The organism is Paenibacillus sp. FSL H7-0350, assembly GCF_038593195.1.
GTDB lineage: Bacteria > Bacillota > Bacilli > Paenibacillales > Paenibacillaceae > Paenibacillus_AQ.
In genome coordinates, this window is record NZ_CP151972.1 from 4,397,870 (window position 1) to 4,419,254 (window position 21,385).

The 21,385-nt window shown below is 51.5% G+C and carries 18 protein-coding genes, 3 rRNA genes and 1 riboswitch; of the genes, 19 read left to right on the forward strand and 2 right to left on the reverse strand.

Translation table 11 applies throughout. The features are described 5' to 3' along the window. Nucleotides 1-216: 216 nt before the first annotated feature. From NYE24_RS20145 to NYE24_RS20160, 4 genes are all read left to right on the forward strand, one after another. Nucleotides 217-1,777, forward strand: a 16S ribosomal RNA gene (locus NYE24_RS20145). A 266-nt stretch (nucleotides 1,778-2,043) separates the two neighbouring features. After that, nucleotides 2,044-4,970, forward strand: a 23S ribosomal RNA gene (locus NYE24_RS20150). 127 nt (nucleotides 4,971-5,097) lie between these two features. Next, nucleotides 5,098-5,214 (forward strand): 5S ribosomal RNA (gene rrf / locus NYE24_RS20155). Together the 16S, 23S and 5S rRNA genes form the textbook arrangement of a ribosomal RNA operon. A gap of 263 nt (nucleotides 5,215-5,477) precedes the next feature. Further along, a complete protein-coding gene (locus tag NYE24_RS20160) occupies nucleotides 5,478-5,897 on the forward strand; it encodes a hypothetical protein (RefSeq protein ID WP_036696346.1) in 420 nt (139 codons plus the stop codon). A gap of 84 nt (nucleotides 5,898-5,981) precedes the next feature. On the opposite strand, the gene NYE24_RS20165 is transcribed toward NYE24_RS20160, so the two are convergent. Continuing rightward, on the reverse strand, nucleotides 5,982-6,506 hold the full coding sequence (locus NYE24_RS20165) for a hypothetical protein (RefSeq protein ID WP_036696350.1): 525 nt from the start codon (nucleotides 6,504-6,506) through the stop codon (nucleotides 5,982-5,984). 210 nt (nucleotides 6,507-6,716) lie between these two features. On the opposite strand from NYE24_RS20165, the gene NYE24_RS20170 reads away from it, so the two are divergent. The 10 genes from NYE24_RS20170 to rsmI all read left to right on the forward strand — a co-directional run bounded on the left by NYE24_RS20170 (nucleotide 6,717) and on the right by rsmI (nucleotide 14,634). Beyond that, complete coding sequence (locus NYE24_RS20170; RefSeq protein WP_036696352.1) at nucleotides 6,717-6,902, forward strand: sigma factor G inhibitor Gin; 186 nt, start codon at nucleotides 6,717-6,719, stop codon at nucleotides 6,900-6,902. Between the two features lie 217 nt (nucleotides 6,903-7,119). After that, complete coding sequence (locus tag NYE24_RS20175; RefSeq protein WP_342476522.1) at nucleotides 7,120-8,922, forward strand: aminotransferase class I/II-fold pyridoxal phosphate-dependent enzyme; 1,803 nt, start codon at nucleotides 7,120-7,122, stop codon at nucleotides 8,920-8,922. Continuing rightward, nucleotides 8,923-9,564 carry a dTMP kinase gene (gene tmk / locus NYE24_RS20180; RefSeq protein WP_036696355.1) on the forward strand — a complete coding sequence of 214 codons (642 nt, stop codon included), beginning with the start codon at nucleotides 8,923-8,925 and terminating at the stop codon, nucleotides 9,562-9,564. It begins immediately after the preceding gene. A 114-nt stretch (nucleotides 9,565-9,678) separates the two neighbouring features. Further along, nucleotides 9,679-10,008 (forward strand): cyclic-di-AMP receptor, encoded by a 330-nt coding sequence (locus tag NYE24_RS20185; RefSeq protein ID WP_036696358.1) that lies wholly within the window; start codon nucleotides 9,679-9,681, stop codon nucleotides 10,006-10,008. A 38-nt stretch (nucleotides 10,009-10,046) separates the two neighbouring features. Beyond that, entirely contained in the window at nucleotides 10,047-10,490 is a 444-nt protein-coding gene (locus tag NYE24_RS20190) for a YaaR family protein (protein WP_036696360.1), read from the forward strand. Between the two features lie 16 nt (nucleotides 10,491-10,506). Beyond that, nucleotides 10,507-11,481, forward strand: a complete 975-nt coding sequence (gene holB, locus NYE24_RS20195; protein WP_036696363.1) for a DNA polymerase III subunit delta' — start codon at nucleotides 10,507-10,509, stop codon at nucleotides 11,479-11,481. 149 nt (nucleotides 11,482-11,630) lie between these two features. Further along, entirely contained in the window at nucleotides 11,631-12,431 is an 801-nt protein-coding gene (locus tag NYE24_RS20200) for a stage 0 sporulation family protein (RefSeq protein ID WP_036696365.1), read from the forward strand. A gap of 31 nt (nucleotides 12,432-12,462) precedes the next feature. Continuing rightward, complete coding sequence (locus tag NYE24_RS20205; RefSeq protein WP_036696367.1) at nucleotides 12,463-12,825, forward strand: DNA replication initiation control protein YabA; 363 nt, start codon at nucleotides 12,463-12,465, stop codon at nucleotides 12,823-12,825. 130 nt (nucleotides 12,826-12,955) lie between these two features. After that, nucleotides 12,956-13,732 (forward strand): tRNA1(Val) (adenine(37)-N6)-methyltransferase, encoded by a 777-nt coding sequence (locus NYE24_RS20210; protein WP_179090530.1) that lies wholly within the window; start codon nucleotides 12,956-12,958, stop codon nucleotides 13,730-13,732. Continuing rightward, nucleotides 13,729-14,634: a 16S rRNA (cytidine(1402)-2'-O)-methyltransferase gene (gene rsmI / locus NYE24_RS20215; RefSeq protein WP_036696369.1), complete on the forward strand. Its 906-nt coding sequence runs from the start codon at nucleotides 13,729-13,731 to the stop codon at nucleotides 14,632-14,634. The genes NYE24_RS20210 and rsmI overlap by 4 nt, the downstream gene beginning before the upstream one ends. Nucleotides 14,635-15,234: 600 nt before the next feature. Here the strand turns inward: rsmI and NYE24_RS20220 are convergent. Beyond that, the gene (locus NYE24_RS20220; RefSeq protein WP_019914502.1) at nucleotides 15,235-15,489 is read right to left on the reverse strand and encodes an AbrB/MazE/SpoVT family DNA-binding domain-containing protein; all 255 of its coding nucleotides are present in this window, start codon (nucleotides 15,487-15,489) and stop codon (nucleotides 15,235-15,237) included. Nucleotides 15,490-15,764: 275 nt separating this feature from the next. Here NYE24_RS20220 and NYE24_RS20225 point away from each other — a divergent pair, with 275 nt between their 5' ends. The 5 genes from NYE24_RS20225 to rsmA all read left to right on the forward strand — a co-directional run bounded on the left by NYE24_RS20225 (nucleotide 15,765) and on the right by rsmA (nucleotide 21,343). Next, nucleotides 15,765-17,048, forward strand: a complete 1,284-nt coding sequence (locus tag NYE24_RS20225) for an HD domain-containing protein (protein ID WP_342476523.1) — start codon at nucleotides 15,765-15,767, stop codon at nucleotides 17,046-17,048. A 54-nt stretch (nucleotides 17,049-17,102) separates the two neighbouring features. Further along, nucleotides 17,103-17,873: a TatD family hydrolase gene (locus NYE24_RS20230; protein WP_342476524.1), complete on the forward strand. Its 771-nt coding sequence runs from the start codon at nucleotides 17,103-17,105 to the stop codon at nucleotides 17,871-17,873. Between the two features lie 199 nt (nucleotides 17,874-18,072). Further along, a riboswitch (cyclic di-AMP (ydaO/yuaA leader) is annotated at nucleotides 18,073-18,301 on the forward strand. Nucleotides 18,302-18,588: 287 nt separating this feature from the next. Then, on the forward strand, nucleotides 18,589-19,749 hold the full coding sequence (locus NYE24_RS20235) for a 3D domain-containing protein (protein WP_342476525.1): 1,161 nt from the start codon (nucleotides 18,589-18,591) through the stop codon (nucleotides 19,747-19,749). A gap of 161 nt (nucleotides 19,750-19,910) precedes the next feature. Further along, complete coding sequence (rnmV, locus tag NYE24_RS20240) at nucleotides 19,911-20,462, forward strand: ribonuclease M5 (protein ID WP_036696379.1); 552 nt, start codon at nucleotides 19,911-19,913, stop codon at nucleotides 20,460-20,462. Beyond that, complete coding sequence (gene rsmA / locus NYE24_RS20245) at nucleotides 20,459-21,343, forward strand: 16S rRNA (adenine(1518)-N(6)/adenine(1519)-N(6))-dimethyltransferase RsmA (protein WP_342476526.1); 885 nt, start codon at nucleotides 20,459-20,461, stop codon at nucleotides 21,341-21,343. Before rnmV ends, rsmA begins: the two co-directional genes overlap by 4 nt. The last annotated feature ends 42 nt before the right edge of the window (nucleotides 21,344-21,385 follow it).

Genomic DNA, 21,385 nt, shown 5'->3' on the forward strand with positions numbered 1-21,385 from the left:
GAAAAAGAAGTTAAAAAAAAGAGCTTGCATTGATCGGTTGGATGTGATATATTATAAGAGTTGCTGGTGACGCGATAAGCGGCGCTGACAACGAGCTTGATCTTTGAAAACTGAACAACGAGTGAGTACCTGGAGATCGCTTCGGCGAGATCCAAATTAGAGAATGTAAATTCTCGTCAGATGTTTCAAAATGAGCAATCGCTCTTTCTAAATACCAATTTGGAGAGTTTGATCCTGGCTCAGGACGAACGCTGGCGGCGTGCCTAATACATGCAAGTCGAGCGGAGTCTGAAAGGAAGCTTGCTTCCTTTCAGACTTAGCGGCGGACGGGTGAGTAACACGTAGGCAACCTGCCCTCAAGCCTGGGATAACTACCGGAAACGGTAGCTAATACCGGATAATTTCTTTTTTCTCCTGAGGAGAGAATGAAAGGCGGAGCAATCTGCTGCTTGGGGATGGGCCTGCGGCGCATTAGCTAGTTGGTGGGGTAACGGCCCACCAAGGCGACGATGCGTAGCCGACCTGAGAGGGTGAACGGCCACACTGGGACTGAGACACGGCCCAGACTCCTACGGGAGGCAGCAGTAGGGAATCTTCCGCAATGGGCGCAAGCCTGACGGAGCAACGCCGCGTGAGTGATGAAGGTTTTCGGATCGTAAAGCTCTGTTGCCAGGGAAGAACGTCCGGTAGAGTAACTGCTGCCGGAGTGACGGTACCTGAGAAGAAAGCCCCGGCTAACTACGTGCCAGCAGCCGCGGTAATACGTAGGGGGCAAGCGTTGTCCGGAATTATTGGGCGTAAAGCGCGCGCAGGCGGTTATTTAAGTCTGGTGTTTAAACCTTGGGCTCAACCTGAGGTCGCACTGGAAACTGGGTGACTTGAGTACAGAAGAGGAAAGTGGAATTCCACGTGTAGCGGTGAAATGCGTAGATATGTGGAGGAACACCAGTGGCGAAGGCGACTTTCTGGGCTGTAACTGACGCTGAGGCGCGAAAGCGTGGGGAGCAAACAGGATTAGATACCCTGGTAGTCCACGCCGTAAACGATGAGTGCTAGGTGTTAGGGGTTTCGATACCCTTGGTGCCGAAGTTAACACAGTAAGCACTCCGCCTGGGGAGTACGGTCGCAAGACTGAAACTCAAAGGAATTGACGGGGACCCGCACAAGCAGTGGAGTATGTGGTTTAATTCGAAGCAACGCGAAGAACCTTACCAGGTCTTGACATCCAACTAACGAAGCAGAGATGCATCAGGTGCCCTTCGGGGAAAGTTGAGACAGGTGGTGCATGGTTGTCGTCAGCTCGTGTCGTGAGATGTTGGGTTAAGTCCCGCAACGAGCGCAACCCTTGACTTTAGTTGCCAGCAGGTTAAGCTGGGCACTCTAGAGTGACTGCCGGTGACAAACCGGAGGAAGGTGGGGATGACGTCAAATCATCATGCCCCTTATGACCTGGGCTACACACGTACTACAATGGCCGGTACAACGGGAAGCGAAGCCGCGAGGTGGAGCCAATCCCAGCAAAGCCGGTCTCAGTTCGGATTGCAGGCTGCAACTCGCCTGCATGAAGTCGGAATTGCTAGTAATCGCGGATCAGCATGCCGCGGTGAATACGTTCCCGGGTCTTGTACACACCGCCCGTCACACCACGAGAGTTTACAACACCCGAAGTCGGTGGGGTAACCCGCAAGGGAGCCAGCCGCCGAAGGTGGGGTAGATGATTGGGGTGAAGTCGTAACAAGGTAGCCGTATCGGAAGGTGCGGCTGGATCACCTCCTTTCTATGGAGAATCGTCACCTGCAATGGTGACATTCAAATCGGAAGCTTGCTTCCACCAATCAGGTTTAGGCCTGTTACTCACTCGTTGGTCAGTTTTGAGAGTTTAAGCTCTCATCTTTACCTTGATCCTTGAAAACTGGATACCGAAACGAATTTGCGTTTTAGAACATCTTTTAGCTGAAACTTGTGTAAGCAAGTTGAAATAGTTATTAGTTGCTACAAAGTGAAGGTTTTTGATTGTGCAAACAAGCAAAACACCGGAACGTTGGTTAAGCTACTAAGAGCACACGGAGGATGCCTAGGCGCCAGGAGCCGACGAAGGACGTGGCGAACAACGAAACTGCCTCGGGGAGCTGTAAGCAAGCTTTGATCCGGGGGTGTCCGAATGGGGAAACCCAGCTGTGGTAATTCGCAGTTACTCGTATCTGAATACATAGGATACGCAGAGGCAGACCAGGGGAACTGAAACATCTAAGTACCCTGAGGAAGAGAAAACAATAGTGATTCCGTCAGTAGCGGCGAGCGAACGCGGAACAGCCTAAACCAAGAGGCTTGCCTCTTGGGGTTGTGGGACGTCTCACATGGAGTTACAAAGGAATATGGTAGGCGAAGAGGTCTGGAAAGGCCCGCGATAGAGGTAAAAGCCCTGTAGCCTAAACTGTGTTCTCTCCGAGACGGATCCCGAGTAGTGCGGGGCACGTGAAACCCCGTATGAATCCAGCAGGACCATCTGCTAAGGCTAAATACTACCTGGCGACCGATAGTGAAACAGTACCGTGAGGGAAAGGTGAAAAGCACCCCGGAAGGGGAGTGAAATAGAACCTGAAACCGTGTGCTTACAAAAAGTCAGAGCCCTCTTTATGGGTGATGGCGTGCCTTTTGTAGAATGAACCGGCGAGTTACGTTTAACATGCAAGGTTAAGGTGAGAAGCCGGAGCCGCAGCGAAAGCGAGTCTGAATAGGGCGACTGAGTATGTGGACGTAGACCCGAAACCGTGTGATCTACCCCTGTCCAGGGTGAAGGTGCGGTAACACGCACTGGAGGCCCGAACCCACGCATGTTGAAAAATGCGGGGATGAGGTGGGGGTAGCGGAGAAATTCCAATCGAACTCGGAGATAGCTGGTTCTCCCCGAAATAGCTTTAGGGCTAGCCTCGGTGAATGGAGTGGTGGAGGTAGAGCACTGATTGGGTGCGGGGCCCGCAAGGGTTACCAAGCTCAGTCAAACTCCGAATGCCATTAACTTCTTGCCGGGAGTCAGACAGTGAGTGCTAAGATCCATTGTCAAAAGGGAAACAGCCCAGACCATCAGCTAAGGTCCCCAAGTGTGTGTTAAGTGGGAAAGGATGTGGAGTTGCACAGACAACCAGGATGTTGGCTTAGAAGCAGCCACCATTGAAAGAGTGCGTAATAGCTCACTGGTCGAGTGACTCTGCGCCGAAAATGTAACGGGGCTAAACACACCACCGAAGCTATGGCTAGATGCTTTGCATCTGGGGTAGGGGAGCGTTGTATGTGGGTTGAAGGTGTACCGTAAGGAGCGCTGGACAGCATACAAGTGAGAATGCCGGTATGAGTAACGAAAAGATCAGTGAGAATCTGATCCGCCGAAAGCCCAAGGTTTCCTGAGGAAGGCTCGTCCGCTCAGGGTAAGTCGGGACCTAAGGCGAGGCCGAAAGGCGTAGTCGAAGGACAACAGTTTGAAATTACTGTACCACCGTAATCCGCTATGAGCGATGGGGTGACGCAGGAGGGTAGTGACGCGGACTGATGGATGTCCGTCTAAGCAGTGAGGCTGGTGTGTAGGCAAATCCGCACACTATTAAGGCCAGGCTGTGATGGGGAGCGAAAATTATAGTAGCGAAGGTCATGATCTCACACTGCCAAGAAAAGCCTCTAGCCAGGAGAAGGTGCCCGTACCGCAAACCGACACAGGTAGGCGAGAAGAGAATTCTAAGGCGCGCGGAAGAACTCTCGTTAAGGAACTCGGCAAAATGACCTCGTAACTTCGGGAGAAGAGGTGCCTCGGTAGGGTGAATAGCCCGAGGGGGCCGCAGTGAAAAGGCCCAAGCGACTGTTTAGCAAAAACACAGGTCTGTGCGAAGCCGTAAGGCGAAGTATACGGGCTGACGCCTGCCCGGTGCTGGAAGGTTAAGGGGAGTGGTTAGGAGCAATCCGAAGCTGTGAACCGAAGCCCCAGTAAACGGCGGCCGTAACTATAACGGTCCTAAGGTAGCGAAATTCCTTGTCAGGTAAATTCTGACCCGCACGAATGGCGTAACGACTTGGGCGCTGTCTCAACGAGAGATCCGGTGAAATTTTAATACCTGTGAAGATGCAGGTTACCCGCGACAAGACGGAAAGACCCCATGGAGCTTTACTGCAGCTTGATATTGAATTTGGGTACGATCTGTACAGGATAGGTGGGAGCCGTTGAGGCAGGAGCGCAAGCTTCTGCGGAGGCGCCGTTGGGATACCACCCTGATCGTATCTAGGTTCTAACCTAGTACCGTAATCCGGTACGGGGACCGTGTCAGGCGGGCAGTTTGACTGGGGCGGTCGCCTCCTAAAGAGTAACGGAGGCGTTCAAAGGTTCCCTCAGAATGGTTGGAAATCATTCGCAGAGTGCAAAGGCATAAGGGAGCTTGACTGCGAGACCTACAAGTCGAGCAGGGACGAAAGTCGGACTTAGTGATCCGGTGGTACCGCATGGAAGGGCCATCGCTCAACGGATAAAAGCTACCCTGGGGATAACAGGCTTATCTCCCCCAAGAGTCCACATCGACGGGGAGGTTTGGCACCTCGATGTCGGCTCATCGCATCCTGGGGCTGAAGTAGGTCCCAAGGGTTGGGCTGTTCGCCCATTAAAGCGGTACGCGAGCTGGGTTCAGAACGTCGTGAGACAGTTCGGTCCCTATCTGTCGTGGGCGCAGGAAATTTGAGAGGAGCTGTCCTTAGTACGAGAGGACCGGGATGGACGTACCGCTGGTGCATCAGTTGTTCCGCCAGGAGCATGGCTGAGTAGCTACGTACGGACGGGATAAGCGCTGAAAGCATCTAAGCGTGAAGCCCCCCTCAAGATGAGATTTCCCAGTATGTAAGACCCCTTGAAGACGACGAGGTAGATAGGTTGGAGGTGGAAGTGCAGCAATGCATGGAGCTGACCAATACTAATCGGTCGAGGGCTTATCCAAATTTCTATCACGCAGATTCGTTTCGGATTCAGTTTTCAGGAATCAAGTTCCTGAACGCAACGAAATTCATTCACACATTCGTGATGAACCGAATTTCTAGCGGCAGCGTCTGTTTCACAGACGCATGTTTGGTGGCGATAGCGGAGGGGTTCCACACGTACCCATCCCGAACACGACCGTTAAGCCCTCCAGCGCCGATGGTACTTGGACCGAAGGGTCCTGGGAGAGTAGGACGTTGCCAAGCACACATGAGCCATTGTCGAATTGTCGACAATGGCTTTTTTGTATATCCGCGTATATAAAAAGCGGGAAGGGGTATAGTGCTTTAGTATAAAAACGCTTACAAACGAGTGACATTTTTGTTACCGACGAGGCGATGGTTCCAAGTATAATGGGAAAGTGCAATAAATAAGCAAAAGCCTTAATACGAATGAACTACGTATAAATTCTATCTTGGAATTTTCTTGCGTCTTTAGATGCATGGTAGAGGTAAGGAGGATTTAAGGTATGAAGCGAACTCAACCTTTGTGGATATTAGTTATTCTTTGTATAGTCGGAGTAATGCTGGCGGGTTGCGGAACGAAGGAGCCGGCTTGGGAGACTTTTAACGGTGCACTTAATGAGGAAGACTTCCCCGTGCCCAAAGAGGCAAGCTCACCCGACAGAACAACTACAAACGTAGCTATGGACTATGTACGGTACTCCCTGCCGGGGTTGAAGGAGAAGAAAGGCGTTCCGGAGCCTTATCTTGCTGCCATTAAGGCGTGGGGCTGGGAAGAGCAGGAACAGAAAGCAGACGATTCTGGGAGCTCCCGTGTTTTTCAGAAAGAAGGACTTATTGTACATCTGACCGTGCATGATGACTATTTCATCGTGATGATTCCGAAGGAAAAGAAGGTCACAACCAAAGGCTTGAAGAACAGATAAAAAATCGCCGTCCGGTTATGGATGGCGATTTTTTGTGTGCATGCTTGGCCGCTTAAATACAGAGCTATGTATATCTGGTTGGGATCACTGGGCGTAATAGGAGGCGTCTGCTGCATTGAACTTGAGCATCCCATCTTTGGCTACACTCTTTAACCGCAGCAGCGCATACAGACGGGGGAGCAGCAGCCACAGGTGGCATACCGCCAGCGAAGCCGTGAAGGCGGGCGGAGCCCAGACGATGAAGAGTGCGGCTATACAAAGACCGATCCAGAGGTTATGCAGCTGTACGGAGCGGAAGATGCCGTAATTGATATATTGATCAGGCATGTAACCGGGCCAGGGCAGGCGCAGGGACAATTTCCAGCGCTTGGCGATAGGGTGTCCGCTAATCAGCAGCACGGAGCGTGAGATGACATACTGAATCCACAGCATGACAGGTCCGGCTATAATCATGAACAGGATACTCAGCCAGGAGAGAAAGACACTTTCGAGCACAAGACATATAAAGGGTAGGGTGATATAGACCCGCAGCAGTAATGCTGTAATAGTAATTTTTTTGATAAGCTTGTATTGATAGAATGTAGCGGCACCTTTGGTGTTTGGTTCCATACCTGGAATTCGGACCTCCTCGCAAGTTCTCTTGTTATTATTATCGGCCTGCTCCTGTGTTTTATTAAACAACGGGCTCAGATTCACAGAATGGGTATCAGGCGAATATATATATTTTAGGCTATGAAGGATTAGGAAAAAACTATGAAAAGGTTTAAAATGATAGAAGGTGTACCATACTGTTCTTAAAAGAGTCAAGGTGGGATGAAAATGGAACAGCAAACAGGGCAGGCTTGCATTATCTGCGGGCAGGAAAAGGAAGAGGGCATTGTGATTGTCTCGCATTTCATCTGTGAAGACTGTGAGAGTGAGATGGTGCGTACGGAGGCTGAGGATGTGAAGTACAACTTTTTCATTAGCCGGATGAAGAAGATCAATCTGCGTATGCATGCTTAATGCACGAATTGCAGTACCTGTAACAAGCAACATATAAAGAGCGGGCGGTGAATCTGTGTCGCGTTGGCTGCAAATACAAAGTTCCTCTTAACGGCTTCTCCGCCCTGACCGGGTGAGGGGAGCCGTTTTATTGCTTGTGGGGTCCCTTGCGGAAGTGATAGGCGTTTGGGTGTAATTGCGTTAAAATAGAAGGTAACCCCCAGGGAAGGAAGAATCTATGGACAAGCTACAGCCTGGCAGGGCACCTGTATACGAAATGCTGGAACAATATAGACTTAAGGGTAATATATCTTATCATGTGCCGGGACACAAGAACGGGGAGGCTTACCGGCGTACTGTCAGTGCAGAGAGTGCGGGGTATCTCACGGAAGTAATGCGTTACGATGTGACGGAGATTACCGGAACGGATGATCTTCATCATCCGGAAGGGGTAATAAGGGAAGCACAGGAGTTGGCCGCCGATTGTTATGGCGCGGAGGAGAGTTATATGCTGGTGGGTGGCAGCACCGCCGGCAATCTGGCCCTGATCCTGACGGTGTGTGCAGAGCCCGGAAGGCTGCTTCTCTTGCAGCGCAACGTCCATAAGTCCGTAATCCATGGACTGATGCTGGCAGGAGCGCGTGCAGTCTTCCTGGAGCCGCAGATTGATCCGGGCAGCGGACTCGCCGTGGCTCCGTCTGCTGAGACGGTGCAGGCGGCGCTGAATGCCTATCCGGAGGCAGCCGGCGTCATGGTCACAATGCCGAACTACTACGGCATGGGCATTGACCTTGCGCCCCTCGCGCAGGCCTGTCACACCAGCGGCGTGCCGCTGCTGGTGGATGAGGCGCACGGGGCGCATTACGGACAGCACCCGGCGCTTCCGGCCGGGGCGCTTGCCGGGGGCGCAGACGGCGTGGTGCAGTCCACGCATAAGATGCTGACCGCGCTGACGATGGGCGCCATGCTGCATGTGCAAGGGCCATGGCTGGACCGCGCGCTGCTGCGGCAGCGCCTGGCCATGGTGCAGAGCTCCAGCCCATCGTACCCCGTGATGGCTTCGCTCGATCTGGCCCGGCGCCTGCTGCACAGCCAGGGCGCCAGTGCCTTCACGGCGGGGCTCGCCGCCGTGGATGTCCTGCGGCGCGGCCTGGCGGCGCTGCCGCGCTTCGGGCTGCCGCGCTTCGGGCTGCTGCAGCCGGCTTCGCTGCAGCAGCCTGTCTGCGGCGAGGCGGGCGCCGCAGGAGCGAGTACGCCGCCGCTGCGCGGGGCGGCGTACGTGACCCAGGACCCCTTTAAGGCGGTCATTTATGACGCCGCAGGGGTCCTGGGGGGCTTCGAGCTGCAGCGCAGGCTCGAAGAGAGGGGAATCGTGCCGGAGATGAGCGACGACCGGCACGTGGTTCTGGCCTTCAGCCTCGGCTCGAAGGCTGAAGAGGCAGCGGAGCTGCTGACAGCGCTGCAGGACATTGCAGCGCTGACTTCCTTGGCAGAGCCGCAGACAGGCGGGACCACTGCCTCATCAGACCTTGATCATATTGCTGGCTCTGATCATATCTCTGATCCTGAACCTGTCTCTGGTCTAGATCTTACCGCTGGGCCCGGCCAGTCTACTTACTCAGACACTGCCTCAGCTCCCGCTCCCCAAGGCGGAGAATCCTTCTCCAGCTCACGGAACGCAGCCCAGGCAGTGTCATATAATAGCAGAGAAGGGGACTCAACCTTCTCCGGCGATATTTCCACGTGGAACAATTTTGACATTCCGGCAGCATCAGCTCCGGTTGCGTTCTCAACCCGGCCGGTCGCTGCCGGTGAGACAGAGAGCATAGAGCTTGAGGCAAGTGTGGGCAGGATTGCGGCAGAGATGGTTATTCCCTATCCGCCTGGCATTCCGCTCCTGTATCCAGGAGAGAGCATTACAGCGTCTGTCTGTGACAGGCTGATCCGTCTGCGTACAGGCGGGGCGAAATTCCAGGCCTGTACTGATCCGGCCTTACAGCATATTAAGGTATACAACATTCAGAAGGGCGGAGAAGCATAAGTGAAGCGAGAAGGATTCTTCATTACACTGGAGGGAGGCGACGGCTCCGGCAAAACAACCGTACTAGGCAGGGTGGCAGCTTATCTGCAGAACCATTCCATGCCCTATTTAATCACCCGTGAACCGGGAGGGATTGAGATTGCCGAGAAGATCCGCTCTATTATCCTCGACCCGGCGCATACGGCCATGGATGCCCGGACAGAGGCACTCCTATATGCGGCAGCAAGAAGCCAGCATCTGGCGCAGGTAGTCGAGCCTGCCTTGCAGGAGGGAATTACCGTGCTCTGCGACCGTTTTGTAGATAGCAGTCTGGTTTACCAGGGTTACGCCAGAGGGCTGGGCATCGAAGAGGTGCGGGGGATTAACCGGTTTGCGACTGGCGGGAGAATGCCCGATCTTACCTTTTACCTGGATGTAGATCCTGAAGTGGGCCTATCTCGGATTGCCGCCAATCAGAACCGGGAAGTGAACCGGCTGGATCTGGAGAGCCTTGAGTTCCACCAGAAGGTAAAAGCGGGCTATGAGCTGGTTATCGGCTCCGATCCGGAGCGGATTGTGGTGCTTGATGCCAATCGTCCCATCCATATGGTGGAGCAGGATATTGTACGTGTACTGAAGGACAGGATATTAAAGGATTTCTAAGGTGTTTTGTCAAATAGAACATAGAGGTATAATGAATGAACAGGGCTTCTCTGCAGATTGAATTAATGCTGTGCGGAAAGCCTGTGAACATAACTAATAGGAGGGGATACGAAGATGAATTTGATCATTGCAATTATCCAGGATAAAGACAGCAACCGGCTATCCAGTGAACTGGTGAAGGCGAACTTCCGCGCCACCAAGCTGGCCAGTACAGGCGGATTTCTCCGTGCGGGTAACACTACCTTTTTGATTGGGGTAGATGATATTCAGGTAGACGCAGTACTCAATGTAATCCGTAACAGCTGCAAAGTGCGTGAGCAACTGGTCACTCCGGTCACGCCGATGAGCGGCACGACAGATTCCTATTTGCCGCTTCCTGTCGAAGTGCAGGTGGGCGGAGCTACCGTATTCGTACTTCCCGTCGATCGTTTCGAGCATTATTGAGCATAATGAGCATTAGACCATAAGGGCGGTAGATATCCTTGAAAATCAACCCGGGCTACAGGCCCTTAAAAAGCGAAATGCTGACCACGGAGGCTGAGAGGCGGCCGGTCCAGCAAAAAAACTTCAACGATGTATTTCAACAGCAAAGCCAGCAGAAAACTATAGATGAGTTGAACCGTCAGATTAAAGATATCCAGTTGCAAGGCGACCGGCTCTCCAAATCCATGACTGTACGTGAGCTGTCGATCTACCGGAACCTGATCAAACGGTTTCTGGAGGAGACGGCCCGCCGTGGAGTGATGCTGAAGGACACCAAAGGCTGGGACCGGCGGGGCCGCGGCAAACGCTACAAGCTGCTTGAGGAGGTTGATGCCGCTCTGCTGAATATGGCAGATGATCTGCTCGACAGCGAGCAGGGCCGGATCGATCTCCTGGGACGGGTTGGAGAGATCCGCGGGCTGCTGATTAACCTTTCTTTCTGACAACTTGGAGGAACCTATGTCTTTTCATGAACTATTAGGCCAGGAGGACGCCAAGCGGCTGCTTCAGAATGCCTTACGTAAGGATGCTGTCAGCCATGCCTATCTGTTCACGGGTCCGGCAGGCAGCGGGCAGGTGAAGATGGCACTGACGTTCGCCCAGGCGATATTCTGTACCGCCAGCAAGGATGATGCCTGCGGAGAGTGCCTGGAATGCCGCAAGGTGGAGCATGGCAATCATCCTGATCTGACCCTGCTGCGTCCCGACGGGGCCAGTATTAAGATCGACCAGATTCGTGAGCTTCAACGTGTTTTTTCCTACCGCTCGGAAGGGATTAACCCGAAGGTCTATATTATAGAAGGAGCGGACAAAATGACGGTGCAAGCCGCCAATAGTCTGCTGAAATTTCTGGAGGAGCCGCCAGCCCCGGCGGTTGGTATTCTGATTTCGGATAACAGCAGTTCCCTGCTTCCGACGATCCAGTCCAGAACCCAGCGCATTCCGTTTAGCCCGCTGCATCCGGATATTATGCTGCAGGCGTTGTCCGGCGAAGGGGTTCCGGTGCCGCTGGCGCGATGCGCGGTATCGCTGACTGCCGGTCTTGACGGCTGCAGGGAACTTTTGGCACAGAATTGGTTTGCAGAAATGAGAAATCTAGTGTTACAATTAGCGAAGGAGTCTCTGGGCAAGGGCAGCACTGCGGTGGCAACCGCGGGTTCGAAGCTGTTCAAGACCGGACTTGGTGAACATTTGGATACTCTATTCAGCATGTTCCACTTATGGTTCAAAGATATGCTCTACTTCCTGTACCGAAAGCACGAAAGTATCGTTTTCATAGATCAGTTAGACTTTATTTCGAGGGCTGCCCGTCAGAGGAGTACGCAGCAGTGGGTGGCTTATATGGAATATGCGGCGGAGAGCAAGCGGAAGCTGCGTTCCAATGCCAATGCCCAGCTGTGTCTGGAGCAGTTTTTAATCCGGCTGGAAAGCTAGAGGTTCGGGTTATTTATAATAGATCCTCCGGGATATAATCCTCAGCCCTGGAAAGACCGGGTATAGCGGACGAGGAAGGACAAGCATGGATCATCAGGGAAGCAGTCTTGCTTAAGGGTTCCTTTACCGTCAAACAAGGGGGTTAATTTTTGTACAGCGTAGTAGGTGTCCGCTTCAAAAAAGCGGGTAAAATATATTATTTCGATCCGCTTGATTTCCCGATTGAACGCGATCAATGCGTAATTGTTGAGACTGCAAGAGGGGTCGAATACGGTAAGGTTGTCGTAGGCAAAAAAGAGGTGCAGGAAGCAGACGTTGTACTGCCGCTCAAGAAAGTCATGCGTATTGCCGGCGAGACCGACGCGCGCGTGGTGGAAGAGAACAAGGGTGCAGCGAAGGATGCTTTTACCACCTGTTTAAATAAAATCCGCGATCATGGCCTCAAAATGAAGCTGGTGGATGTGGAGTTTACGTTTGACCGCAACAAGATTATTTTCTATTTCACGGCCGAGGGACGCGTGGATTTCCGCGAGCTGGTGAAGGACCTGGCCAGCATTTTCCGTACCCGCATTGAGCTCCGGCAGATTGGTGTGCGTGATGAAGCCAAGATGCTGGGCGGACTAGGACCATGCGGACGTGTGCTCTGCTGCTCCTCCTGGCTTGGTGATTTCGAGCCGGTGTCCATCAAGATGGCGAAGGATCAGAATCTGTCGCTTAACCCGACCAAAATCTCGGGATTATGCGGACGGCTGATGTGTTGTCTGAAGTTTGAGCATGATAATTATGAGAGCACGAAGGAAGAAATGCCGGCCGTAGGCAAAATGGTCGTTACTTCACTGGGTGACGGCAAGGTAGTCGGTATCAATGCCGGTAGCCGCACGGTTCATGTGCAGCTGTTTGAAGTGGGTAAAGTTAAAGAACTTCCAATGGATGATGTTGTCGTCAAGTAAACCATTATAAGGTTACTTTCGGGGTGGAAACTTGGAGAAGAAAAATATATTTATACACATGCAGGAGATGGAAGCGCAGATGGATGAGATGCGCACCACTCTGAGCGATTGGAAGCAGACGGTCAAAGAGCTGATGGAAGCGAATCAGAAGCTGAGTCTGGAGAACGAGCAACTTCGTATCATATTGAAAAGGGAAGCGCCTGTAGATAAGGCCGCGCTGTCTGCGGAGGCGGAGGCTATACTTGCTGCCGAAGGGAAAGAGGAGGTTGTCGGGGAAGGCTACGATAATCTGGCCCGGCTGTATCACGAAGGCTTCCACATCTGCAATGTCTACTTTGGGCATTTGCGGACGGAAGGCGATTGTCTGTTCTGCCTTTCTTTTCTTAATAAATGAGGATATCCAGCCGTAGGAGATTGTCGCCTACGGTTTTTTTGAATGTAAGGCTATGCTTCCGAAGTAAGTTTTGTTTCGAAGAATATACAGATTGAAGCATATGCTCAACAAAAACTTTTAGGAGATTACAATGACCCATTCAATGAACAATACACCTATATCCTTGCATGAAGCAGAACGGATCGATGATCTGCTCACCCATGATCTGAGAATTATCCAGAGTGACGAAGTATTTAGCTTCTCGATGGATGCCGTGTTGCTGGCACGGTTCGCCAGTGTACCGCCGCGCGGACGGGTGCTTGACCTGTGTACGGGTAACGGGGTAATTCCCATGCTACTGTCTACACGGACGAAGGCTTCTATTGAAGGAATCGAGATTCAGCCCCGTCTGGCGGATATGGCCCGGCGTAGTGTATCGCTTAACGGTCTGGAAGAGAAGGTACAAATTCATGAGGGCGATTTGCGGGAACTTCATCTTACAGCGGGCTATGGCGTATACGATGCGATCACGGTGAATCCCCCCTATATGCCGCTGAACGGGAGCGATCTGAAGCTGAATTCCCATCAGGCGATGGCCCGTCATGAAATCGGTTGTACTCTGGAGGAGGTCATTCAGGCCTGTGTCCGGCTGGTCCGTACCGGAGGCAAAGTCAGCATGGTGCATAAGCCGCAGCGCCTTGTAGATATTATCAGTCTGATGCGGAAGCACCGGCTGGAGCCGAAGCTGATCCGCTTTGTGCATCCCCGCGCCCATCTGGAAGCGAATATGGTTCTGATTGAGGCTGCGCGTGACGGGAAGCCCGAGGTGCGTTTACAACCGCCTTTAATCGTATATAATGAGGACAATCAATATTGCCCTGAGATTATGGATATTTATTACGGAAACAAAGAGGATACGAGCCAATGACCATACAATGCCAAAGCAGCTTTCAAAACAACCATGACGGAGCGAAGCCCGAAGGATGCGGGTGCCTGTATCTGGTGGCTACACCGATCGGCAATCTGGAGGATATGACTTACCGGGCAGTGCGCATGCTGAAGGAATGCGATATTATCGCCGCTGAGGATACGAGGCAGACGCGTAAGCTGCTGAGCCATTTTGAAATTACACCGTCCATGCTGTTCAGTTACCATGAGCATAACAAGGCGGCCAGTGGGCCGGAGCTGATACGCTATATAATAGAAGGTAAAAATCTGGCACTCGTCAGCGATGCTGGTCTGCCGGCGATTTCCGACCCTGGTGCCGATCTGGTAGCTCTGGCTGTCAGCCATCAGATTCCGGTGATTCCAGTGCCTGGGGCGAATGCCGCATTGTCGGCTTTGATTGCCTCAGGACTGCCTACCGCCAGCTTCACATTCATCGGCTTCCTGCCTAGGGAGCGCAAGGATATCCGGGCTGTTCTGGCACCTCTGCGTTCTGCCCAAGGGACACTTCTCTTCTATGAATCACCTCACCGCGTTGCCAAGACACTCGTTCATTTGCAGGAGGCCTTCGGCAACCGCCGGATTACACTGGCTCGTGAGCTGACTAAGCGGTATGAGGAGTTCCTGCGCGGAAACATTGAGGAGTGTCTGGCCTGGCTGGAGGAGCATCCCCCGCTTGGCGAATACGTGATCGTACTTGAGGGAGAGAGTAAAGAGGAGGCGGAGTTGGCCGAGTCTTCCTGGTGGCGCCAGCTTAGTACCGGGGAGCATGTGGCTCATTATGAAGCCTCAGGTTTAACACGTAAGGATGCTATGAAAAAGGCAGCGTCTGACCGTGGCCTGTCCAAGCGCGATATTTATAATGAACTCCTGGAGCGGGAATAAGGGATAAGGCTGACACCAAGTTGGAACTTATAAATGGGTTATATAATCAGTGAAACCATTGAAATAAATGTATTATGAACACTTTTATGGTTGAAAATCTACCTTAAACTAGTTTTAGATGTAGTTTATACATTTATGTGTATAGGTAAATAGATATTATAAAGGTTTTATCTGGATATAAATACATGAAGTACTACTAACCTGCCCGGGCGGACTTTATACCAGTAAATAACTGTATAGAATACAGCTATCCAAATTTTCCATCCGAAAATATTCTACTTTGTATAGCCAGTAACCAGTGCAGTTAAGTGTATCCCGCACGGAGAGCGCTCCCTCGTAAAGCCGTATCCTGTAGGCAGAACGCTCCGATGTAAAGTGTATCCCGCAGGGAGGCCGAACAGGGTCGGTCCACCACCGAACCCCGCTTCCTTCCGCGCTAGCTACAGAGATCCACCAAGCTTCCGGGTGTCCAGAGGGCTGGGGCCCTCCCTGTAGAGAGGGTAGACATAAAAAAATACCTCCCGCGCGAACGGGAGGCCAAGGAGATATAAAAAGGTTAGAATTAACAATTGGATTAGTTCCTATTATACCCTATTTATTTTAGTTTGTCACAGGGGTAGGGATAGCCGAAATGCATTCATGACAAACAATTTTACCTTTGAAGTAAGTTACATTCTCAGCATTGCCGCAGAAAATGCAAGCAGGCTCGTATTTCTTAAGCATGATCCGCTCACCGTCCACGTAAATTTCGAGCGCATCTTTTTCCCCAATGCCTAGGGTACGACGCAATTCTATTGGAATAACGACCCGTCCAAGCTCATCTACCTTACGTACAATTCCTGTTGATTTCATCATTACAATCGTTGCTCCTCTCAATGTTCAAAAGCGTCATTATTCGACATTCTTCACTGTTTTATGATATTTATAATACCAACCATTCCCAAAACAGTCAACCTTTTTTCAGGCGAATTTTAAGGAATATTTTGAGACTACATTTATTCCGCGTTTGATAGGGCAACTGAGTCTAAAATAGCTTATTAAGATGTTTGTCGATTTGGCAGTATATGAATCGCTAATATTCGACAAAGAGCGACAATATATTATATAAAACAAGAAAAGGAGATGATTTCATGAAGCAACCGCTGTCAGAAGAGAAGGTATTTAAGGACCCGGTTCACAACTACATCCACGTACAGGACACTATTATCTGGAGACTGATCAATACTATGGAATTCCAGCGTCTGCGGCGCATCCGGCAGCTTGGGACCTCCTATTTGACCTTTCACGGGGCAGAACACAGCCGCTTCTCCCATTCTCTGGGGGTATATGAGATTACGCGGAGGATTATCTCCCAGTTTGAACGGAGCGGCTACAAGGACTGGATGCCGGAGGAGAGACTACTTACCCTGTGTGCGGCACTGCTGCATGATTTGGGGCATGGACCCTTTTCCCATTCTATAGAAGAAGCTTTCGAAATGGATCATGAAGACTGGACCTGCCGTATCATTCTGGAGGATACAGAGATCACTGCTATTCTGCGTGATGTGGCTGAAGATTTCCCCGATAAAGTGGCCTCAGTCATCTCCAAAACCTACGAGCATGAAATTGTTGTCAATTTGGTGTCGGGACCACTTGATGCTGACCGAATGGATTATCTGCTCCGGGATGCATATTATACGGGGGTGAATTACGGAACCATCGACATCGACCGGATTCTGCGGATGCTACGTCCTTATGACGGCCGGGTGGTTGTGAAGGAATCGGGGATGCATGCGATTGAGGATTACCTAATGTCACGGTATCAGATGTACTGGCAGGTCTATTTCCACCCGGTAACCCGCAGCTCAGAGATTATTCTCAGACAGATTCTCCGCCGGGCCAAGGAGCTGGTGCAGCAGCAGCATGCTTTCCGCTTCATGATTGAGCCCTTAAGTGATCTGTTCAGCGGAGAGGTAACGGTAGGGCAGTATCTGCTGCTGGATGAAGCCTTGATGCAGACTGCCTTCATGCAGTGGACGCTGGAGGAGGATGACATCCTGAGCGACTTGTGCAGCCGGTTTATCCATCGTAAACTGTATAAATATGTGGAAATGGAGCATTTGGATTCTGACACAATTGACGAAATCCGCCGCAGCTTCGCCGGTGCGGGACTCCGGCCCGATTATGACCTGGAAATTGATTATCCCACCGATCTTCCCTATGATGTGTTCCGTCCGGGAGACGGCTTTGACAGCAAGCAGATCCTGCTTTTGGATAAGCATGAGCGGCTGAGGGAAATCTCCGAGGTATCGGACATTGTACGCTCCATCAGCGGTATTCACCGCGGCAGATACCATCTGTATTTTCCACAGGACAGGCTGCAGAAAGCCCTTTCACAGTTGCCGCCGTCCATCGCAGAGATTTTTGCCAAATAATCAGATCAAGCTTGGAATTATAGATAACACAACAGGCCGAAAGGATGTAATGTAATGCAGTTATTCGACACCCATACCCATCTGGATGCTCCACAATTCGACGAAGACCGCGAAGAGGTCATTGCCAGAGCGCTGGAAGCCGGCGTCAGCAAGATGATCAACATTGGCTTTAACCGGGAGACGATACCGACGACCATGCAGCTTGCCGAGAAATATGATTATATTTATGCAGCCGTAGGATGGCATCCCCAGGATGCCATCACGATGAGGGACGGAGACCTGGAATGGATCGCCTCCTTATGCTCTCATCCCAAGGTGGTTGCCATCGGTGAGATCGGGCTGGATTACTACTGGGACACCTCCCCTAAGGATGTACAGCATGATGTATTCCGCAAGCAGATCGGTCTGGCCCGTGAGCTGAAGATGCCAATCTGTATTCATAACCGAGATGCTCATGAAGATGTGATCCGTATCCTCCGCGAGGAGAAGGCGGGCGAGGTTGGCGGCGTAATGCACTCCTTCTCCGGCAGCTGGGAAAGTGCCAAGATGTGTCTTGAACTAGGATTCCATCTTTCTTTTGGTGGACCGATTACGTTCAAGAATGCCCGGGTGCCCAAAGAGGTGCTTGCCCAGACTCCGCTAGACCGGCTGCTGATCGAAACCGACTCCCCATATCTAACTCCGCACCCCTTCCGGGGCAAGCGAAATGAGACCGCTCATGTGAGGCTTGTAGCGGAGGCGGCCGCGGCAATAAAAGGGATTGAATTACAGGAATTGGCTGAAATTACGTATGCGAACGCACTGGAACGATTTGGGATACTCTGAAAACGGGAGTAAAAGCGGTGAAAAATGAAGTATAGCGGATATATTAAACTTTTTTGACTGAAAAACGGCCGATTATTACAATATTTTAATCATTTTTTTACGTAAACGTGGTTGAATCGTCCTTTACAACATGTATCAAAACAGGATATCATCTTTTCAGTGCAGTGAGCTGTTGTAACTGTGACAGTCACTAATTTCATGGATCGTCTCGCTGAGTCTCCGTATGGAGAACGGGGGAACCAATAATGCGCTGCCGCATGAACGTACAAGAGTACTGGCACAGAATTGCCGCAGGCATTATTTGATTTCTTTACGTGGTCTTTGGGGTGAATTTGAGGGCAACCGCCGTGAGCGGGTGACCTGAGATAGGGCGTCTCTCTTATGTCCGAACCCGACAGCTAACCCCGTAAGCGCAAGTAAGAGAGGAAACCTCGTGCATAAGCATTCCGACGTATTCGACACCGGGAAGCCACGAAAGAGTCCTCTAAGAACTCTTTTTTAGGCTTCTTTTGTTTTGAATAATGAGAATGCTCCCGGCATACTGTTATATAACAGATCTCCGGAGTAACTATGCCGAGCAGGCGATCCATGAGCAGGAAACGCTGAAGCAAGTGCGGGCGTATCCTGTTGCAAACTCAAACTTAGTTTCGTCAGAAGTGATACAGTCACCTTGATATAACTTGGACGACGGGGCTATGTAAGGAGGATGGAAAGAGTGGGCGTATTCCAACCAGAGGTATCCCATGATTCGCAATCATCCAGCAGGTCTTTCGCATTACGGTTGAAGCAAGTGAATCCCCGCGTAGTTTTACTTGCCGGTGTGGCATCGATTGTTATCGCACTGTTAATACTGCTGTACGTACACGGTCAGAGCAAAAAAGAAATTACCCTAGTAATAGACGGACAGGTACAGACACTGGAGACGCGGGAAACGCTGTTCAGTGATATGCTGGCTAAGGAACAGATTTCGCTGCAGGCGCATGATGAATTATCTATTGGCCTTAGTGATGAAATAAAAGACGGCGACCGTATCGTGATTAACACTGCGAAGAAGTTCGCTCTTACCGTAGACGGAAAGACCGAGACGTTATTTACGACCGAGGATACTATTGGTCAGGCCATCGACAAGCTGGGCTATAGCCTGGAAGGCTTAGACAAGATTTACCCTTCGCTAGAAACCGCAGTATCTGCAGACATGGAAATCAAAATTGTCCGGATTAACAAGCATGTGGTTCAACGGACAACTAATTTGCCTTTCCGGGTCATTAAGACAGCAGACCCCTCATTGACCAAGGGAACCGTAAGAGTGGCACAGGCAGGTAAGCCGGGCGTAATGATTCAGCACATCGAGAAGATCTATCAAGATGGCGAGCTGGCATCCATGCGCATGATCGGCAAGGAAGTACAGACGGTTACCAAGGACAAAGTCATTGCCATTGGAACCAAGCCGCTTCCTAAGCCCGTCGTAGTTACTGCCAAAGTCTCCAAACCTGTAACAACCTCCAACTCATCTAAAGCCAGTGCAAGGGTCAGCAATGTTACCAGTAAGGCTGGTCTGGATTTCGAGTACAAAAGAATGATCAAAAACGTATCCATGACTGCGTATTCGTCGCAGGAACCGGGTATTGGAACACGTACTGCCTCCGGCACACGCGTAACGGAAGGCCGCACTATAGCTGTAGATCCTAGTGTTATACCGATTGGCTGGTGGGTGTACATTGAAGGATTAGGGTTTCGCCGAGCAGAGGATACCGGCGGTGCCATCAAAGGCAACAAGGTGGATGTCTATTACGATTCATTGAGCCATGCCCGTAATTTCGGCCGTAAGTCGCGCACACTCTATGTGATCGGACCTGTGAAGCCGGAGCTGAACTAAACGTAAAGTCTTTTGCAAATTAGCGGTTAATACGATATAGTGAGGGAAGCACTTACGAAATTTCAGAGAGCTGCCGCTCATCACTTATACATTCTTTAGCCAAAAAGAAGGGGAGCGAATCCTCTTCTTTTTGCGTTCTGGAGTAAGGAGTAAAAATATTTATGATTAAAGAGCTAATTGTGGTTGAAGGGAAAAGCGATACTGTTGCCGTTAAGCGGGCGGTTGAGGCCGATACGATTGAAACCGGGGGTTCGGCAGTGGATAGCAGGGTCATTGCCAAGATCAAGCTGGCCATGGAGCGCCGGGGTGTAATTATTCTTACCGACCCGGATCATGCCGGAGAGCGAATCCGCAAAATCGTTGCGGCCAAGGTACCGGGCTGCAAGCATGCCTTCATCCCTGAGAAGGATGCAACCCGCAAAGGCGATATCGGAATAGAGAATGCTTCGCCTGAGGCTATCCGCCATGCGCTGGAGCATGTACATACCTCCTTCGAGGGGGCGCCGCCTATCATCGGGCTGGATGAGCTCATGGCCGCAGGGCTGATGGTGCATCCCCGGGCGGCTGAGCGCAGAATGCAGCTTGGCAATCTGCTCGGTATCGGTTATTGCAATGGCAAACAGCTATACAAACGTCTGGCGATGTTCGGCATTACCCGCGAAGAATTCGCGCAGGCCCTCGCCCAAATTGATCAGGGAGGCATTACTTCATGAGCGGTATCGAGAATATCTCGTCCCCAACAAGAACCAAAGCAATAATTCAGCGTTACGGATTCTCCTTCAAAAAAAGTCTGGGCCAGAACTTTCTGATCGATCAGAATATTCTGGACAAAATCGTGGATGCCGCCGGTCTGGACAGCACAGCCGGTGCACTTGAGATTGGGCCGGGAATCGGAGCACTGACGGAACGGCTGGCGGTGACGGCCGGGGCTGTTACTGCAGTAGAGATTGACCGCAGGCTGATTCCGATTCTCAGGGATGTCCTGTCGCCATATCCCCATGTGAAGATCCGCAATGACGATGTGCTGAAGGTGAATCTGCAGGAGCTGTTCGCTGAGGATTTCGCGGGTAAGGACCGGGTTAGTGTAGTAGCTAATCTGCCGTATTATGTGACTACTCCCATCCTCATGAAGCTGCTGGAGGAGAAGTTGCCGCTGGATAATATCGTGGTCATGATCCAGAAGGAGGTTGCCGAGCGTATGGCGGCGTCTCCGGGCGGCAAGGAGTACGGCAGCCTGAGTATTGCCGTCCAGTATTACAGCGAGCCTGAGCTGGTCTGCATGGTGCCGCGTACGGTGTTCATCCCGCAGCCGAACGTTGAATCTGCTGTGATCCGGCTGAAGGTCAGAGAACGTCCTCCGGTGGAGGTAGCGGACGAGAAGCATTTCTTTGGTGTGGTTCAGGCGTCCTTTACCCAGCGGCGCAAGACGATTGCCAATAATCTTAAGGCCCGCTTCTTCCCGGAAGAAGGGCGGGAGCGCCTGGAGGCGCTGCTCTCTGAAGCCGGTATTGAACCCTCGCGGCGCGGCGAGACGCTTAGCATTGAAGAGTATGCCCGGCTCAGTGCGGTTCTTCTGGCCGCAGGCATCGCATAGAATACAGAAAACCCTCCCGGCGGATGAACCAACCGGGGCTTT

Bases quoted from the DNA above. Each gene is read 5' to 3' on its own strand.
- NYE24_RS20160 (WP_036696346.1), top strand. From the start codon at position 5,478: ATGAAGCGAACTCAACCTTTGTGGATATTAGTTATTCTTTGTATAGTC.
- NYE24_RS20165 (WP_036696350.1), bottom strand. From the start codon at position 6,506: ATGGAACCAAACACCAAAGGTGCCGCTACATTCTATCAATACAAGCTT.
- NYE24_RS20170 (WP_036696352.1), top strand. From the start codon at position 6,717: ATGGAACAGCAAACAGGGCAGGCTTGCATTATCTGCGGGCAGGAAAAG.
- NYE24_RS20175 (WP_342476522.1), top strand. From the start codon at position 7,120: ATGGACAAGCTACAGCCTGGCAGGGCACCTGTATACGAAATGCTGGAA.
- NYE24_RS20185 (WP_036696358.1), top strand. From the start codon at position 9,679: ATGAATTTGATCATTGCAATTATCCAGGATAAAGACAGCAACCGGCTA.
- holB (WP_036696363.1), top strand. From the start codon at position 10,507: ATGTCTTTTCATGAACTATTAGGCCAGGAGGACGCCAAGCGGCTGCTT.
- NYE24_RS20210 (WP_179090530.1), top strand. From the start codon at position 12,956: ATGACCCATTCAATGAACAATACACCTATATCCTTGCATGAAGCAGAA.
- rsmI (WP_036696369.1), top strand. From the start codon at position 13,729: ATGACCATACAATGCCAAAGCAGCTTTCAAAACAACCATGACGGAGCG.
- NYE24_RS20220 (WP_019914502.1), bottom strand. From the start codon at position 15,489: ATGATGAAATCAACAGGAATTGTACGTAAGGTAGATGAGCTTGGACGG.
- NYE24_RS20225 (WP_342476523.1), top strand. From the start codon at position 15,765: ATGAAGCAACCGCTGTCAGAAGAGAAGGTATTTAAGGACCCGGTTCAC.
- NYE24_RS20230 (WP_342476524.1), top strand. From the start codon at position 17,103: ATGCAGTTATTCGACACCCATACCCATCTGGATGCTCCACAATTCGAC.
- rnmV (WP_036696379.1), top strand. From the start codon at position 19,911: ATGATTAAAGAGCTAATTGTGGTTGAAGGGAAAAGCGATACTGTTGCC.
- rsmA (WP_342476526.1), top strand. From the start codon at position 20,459: ATGAGCGGTATCGAGAATATCTCGTCCCCAACAAGAACCAAAGCAATA.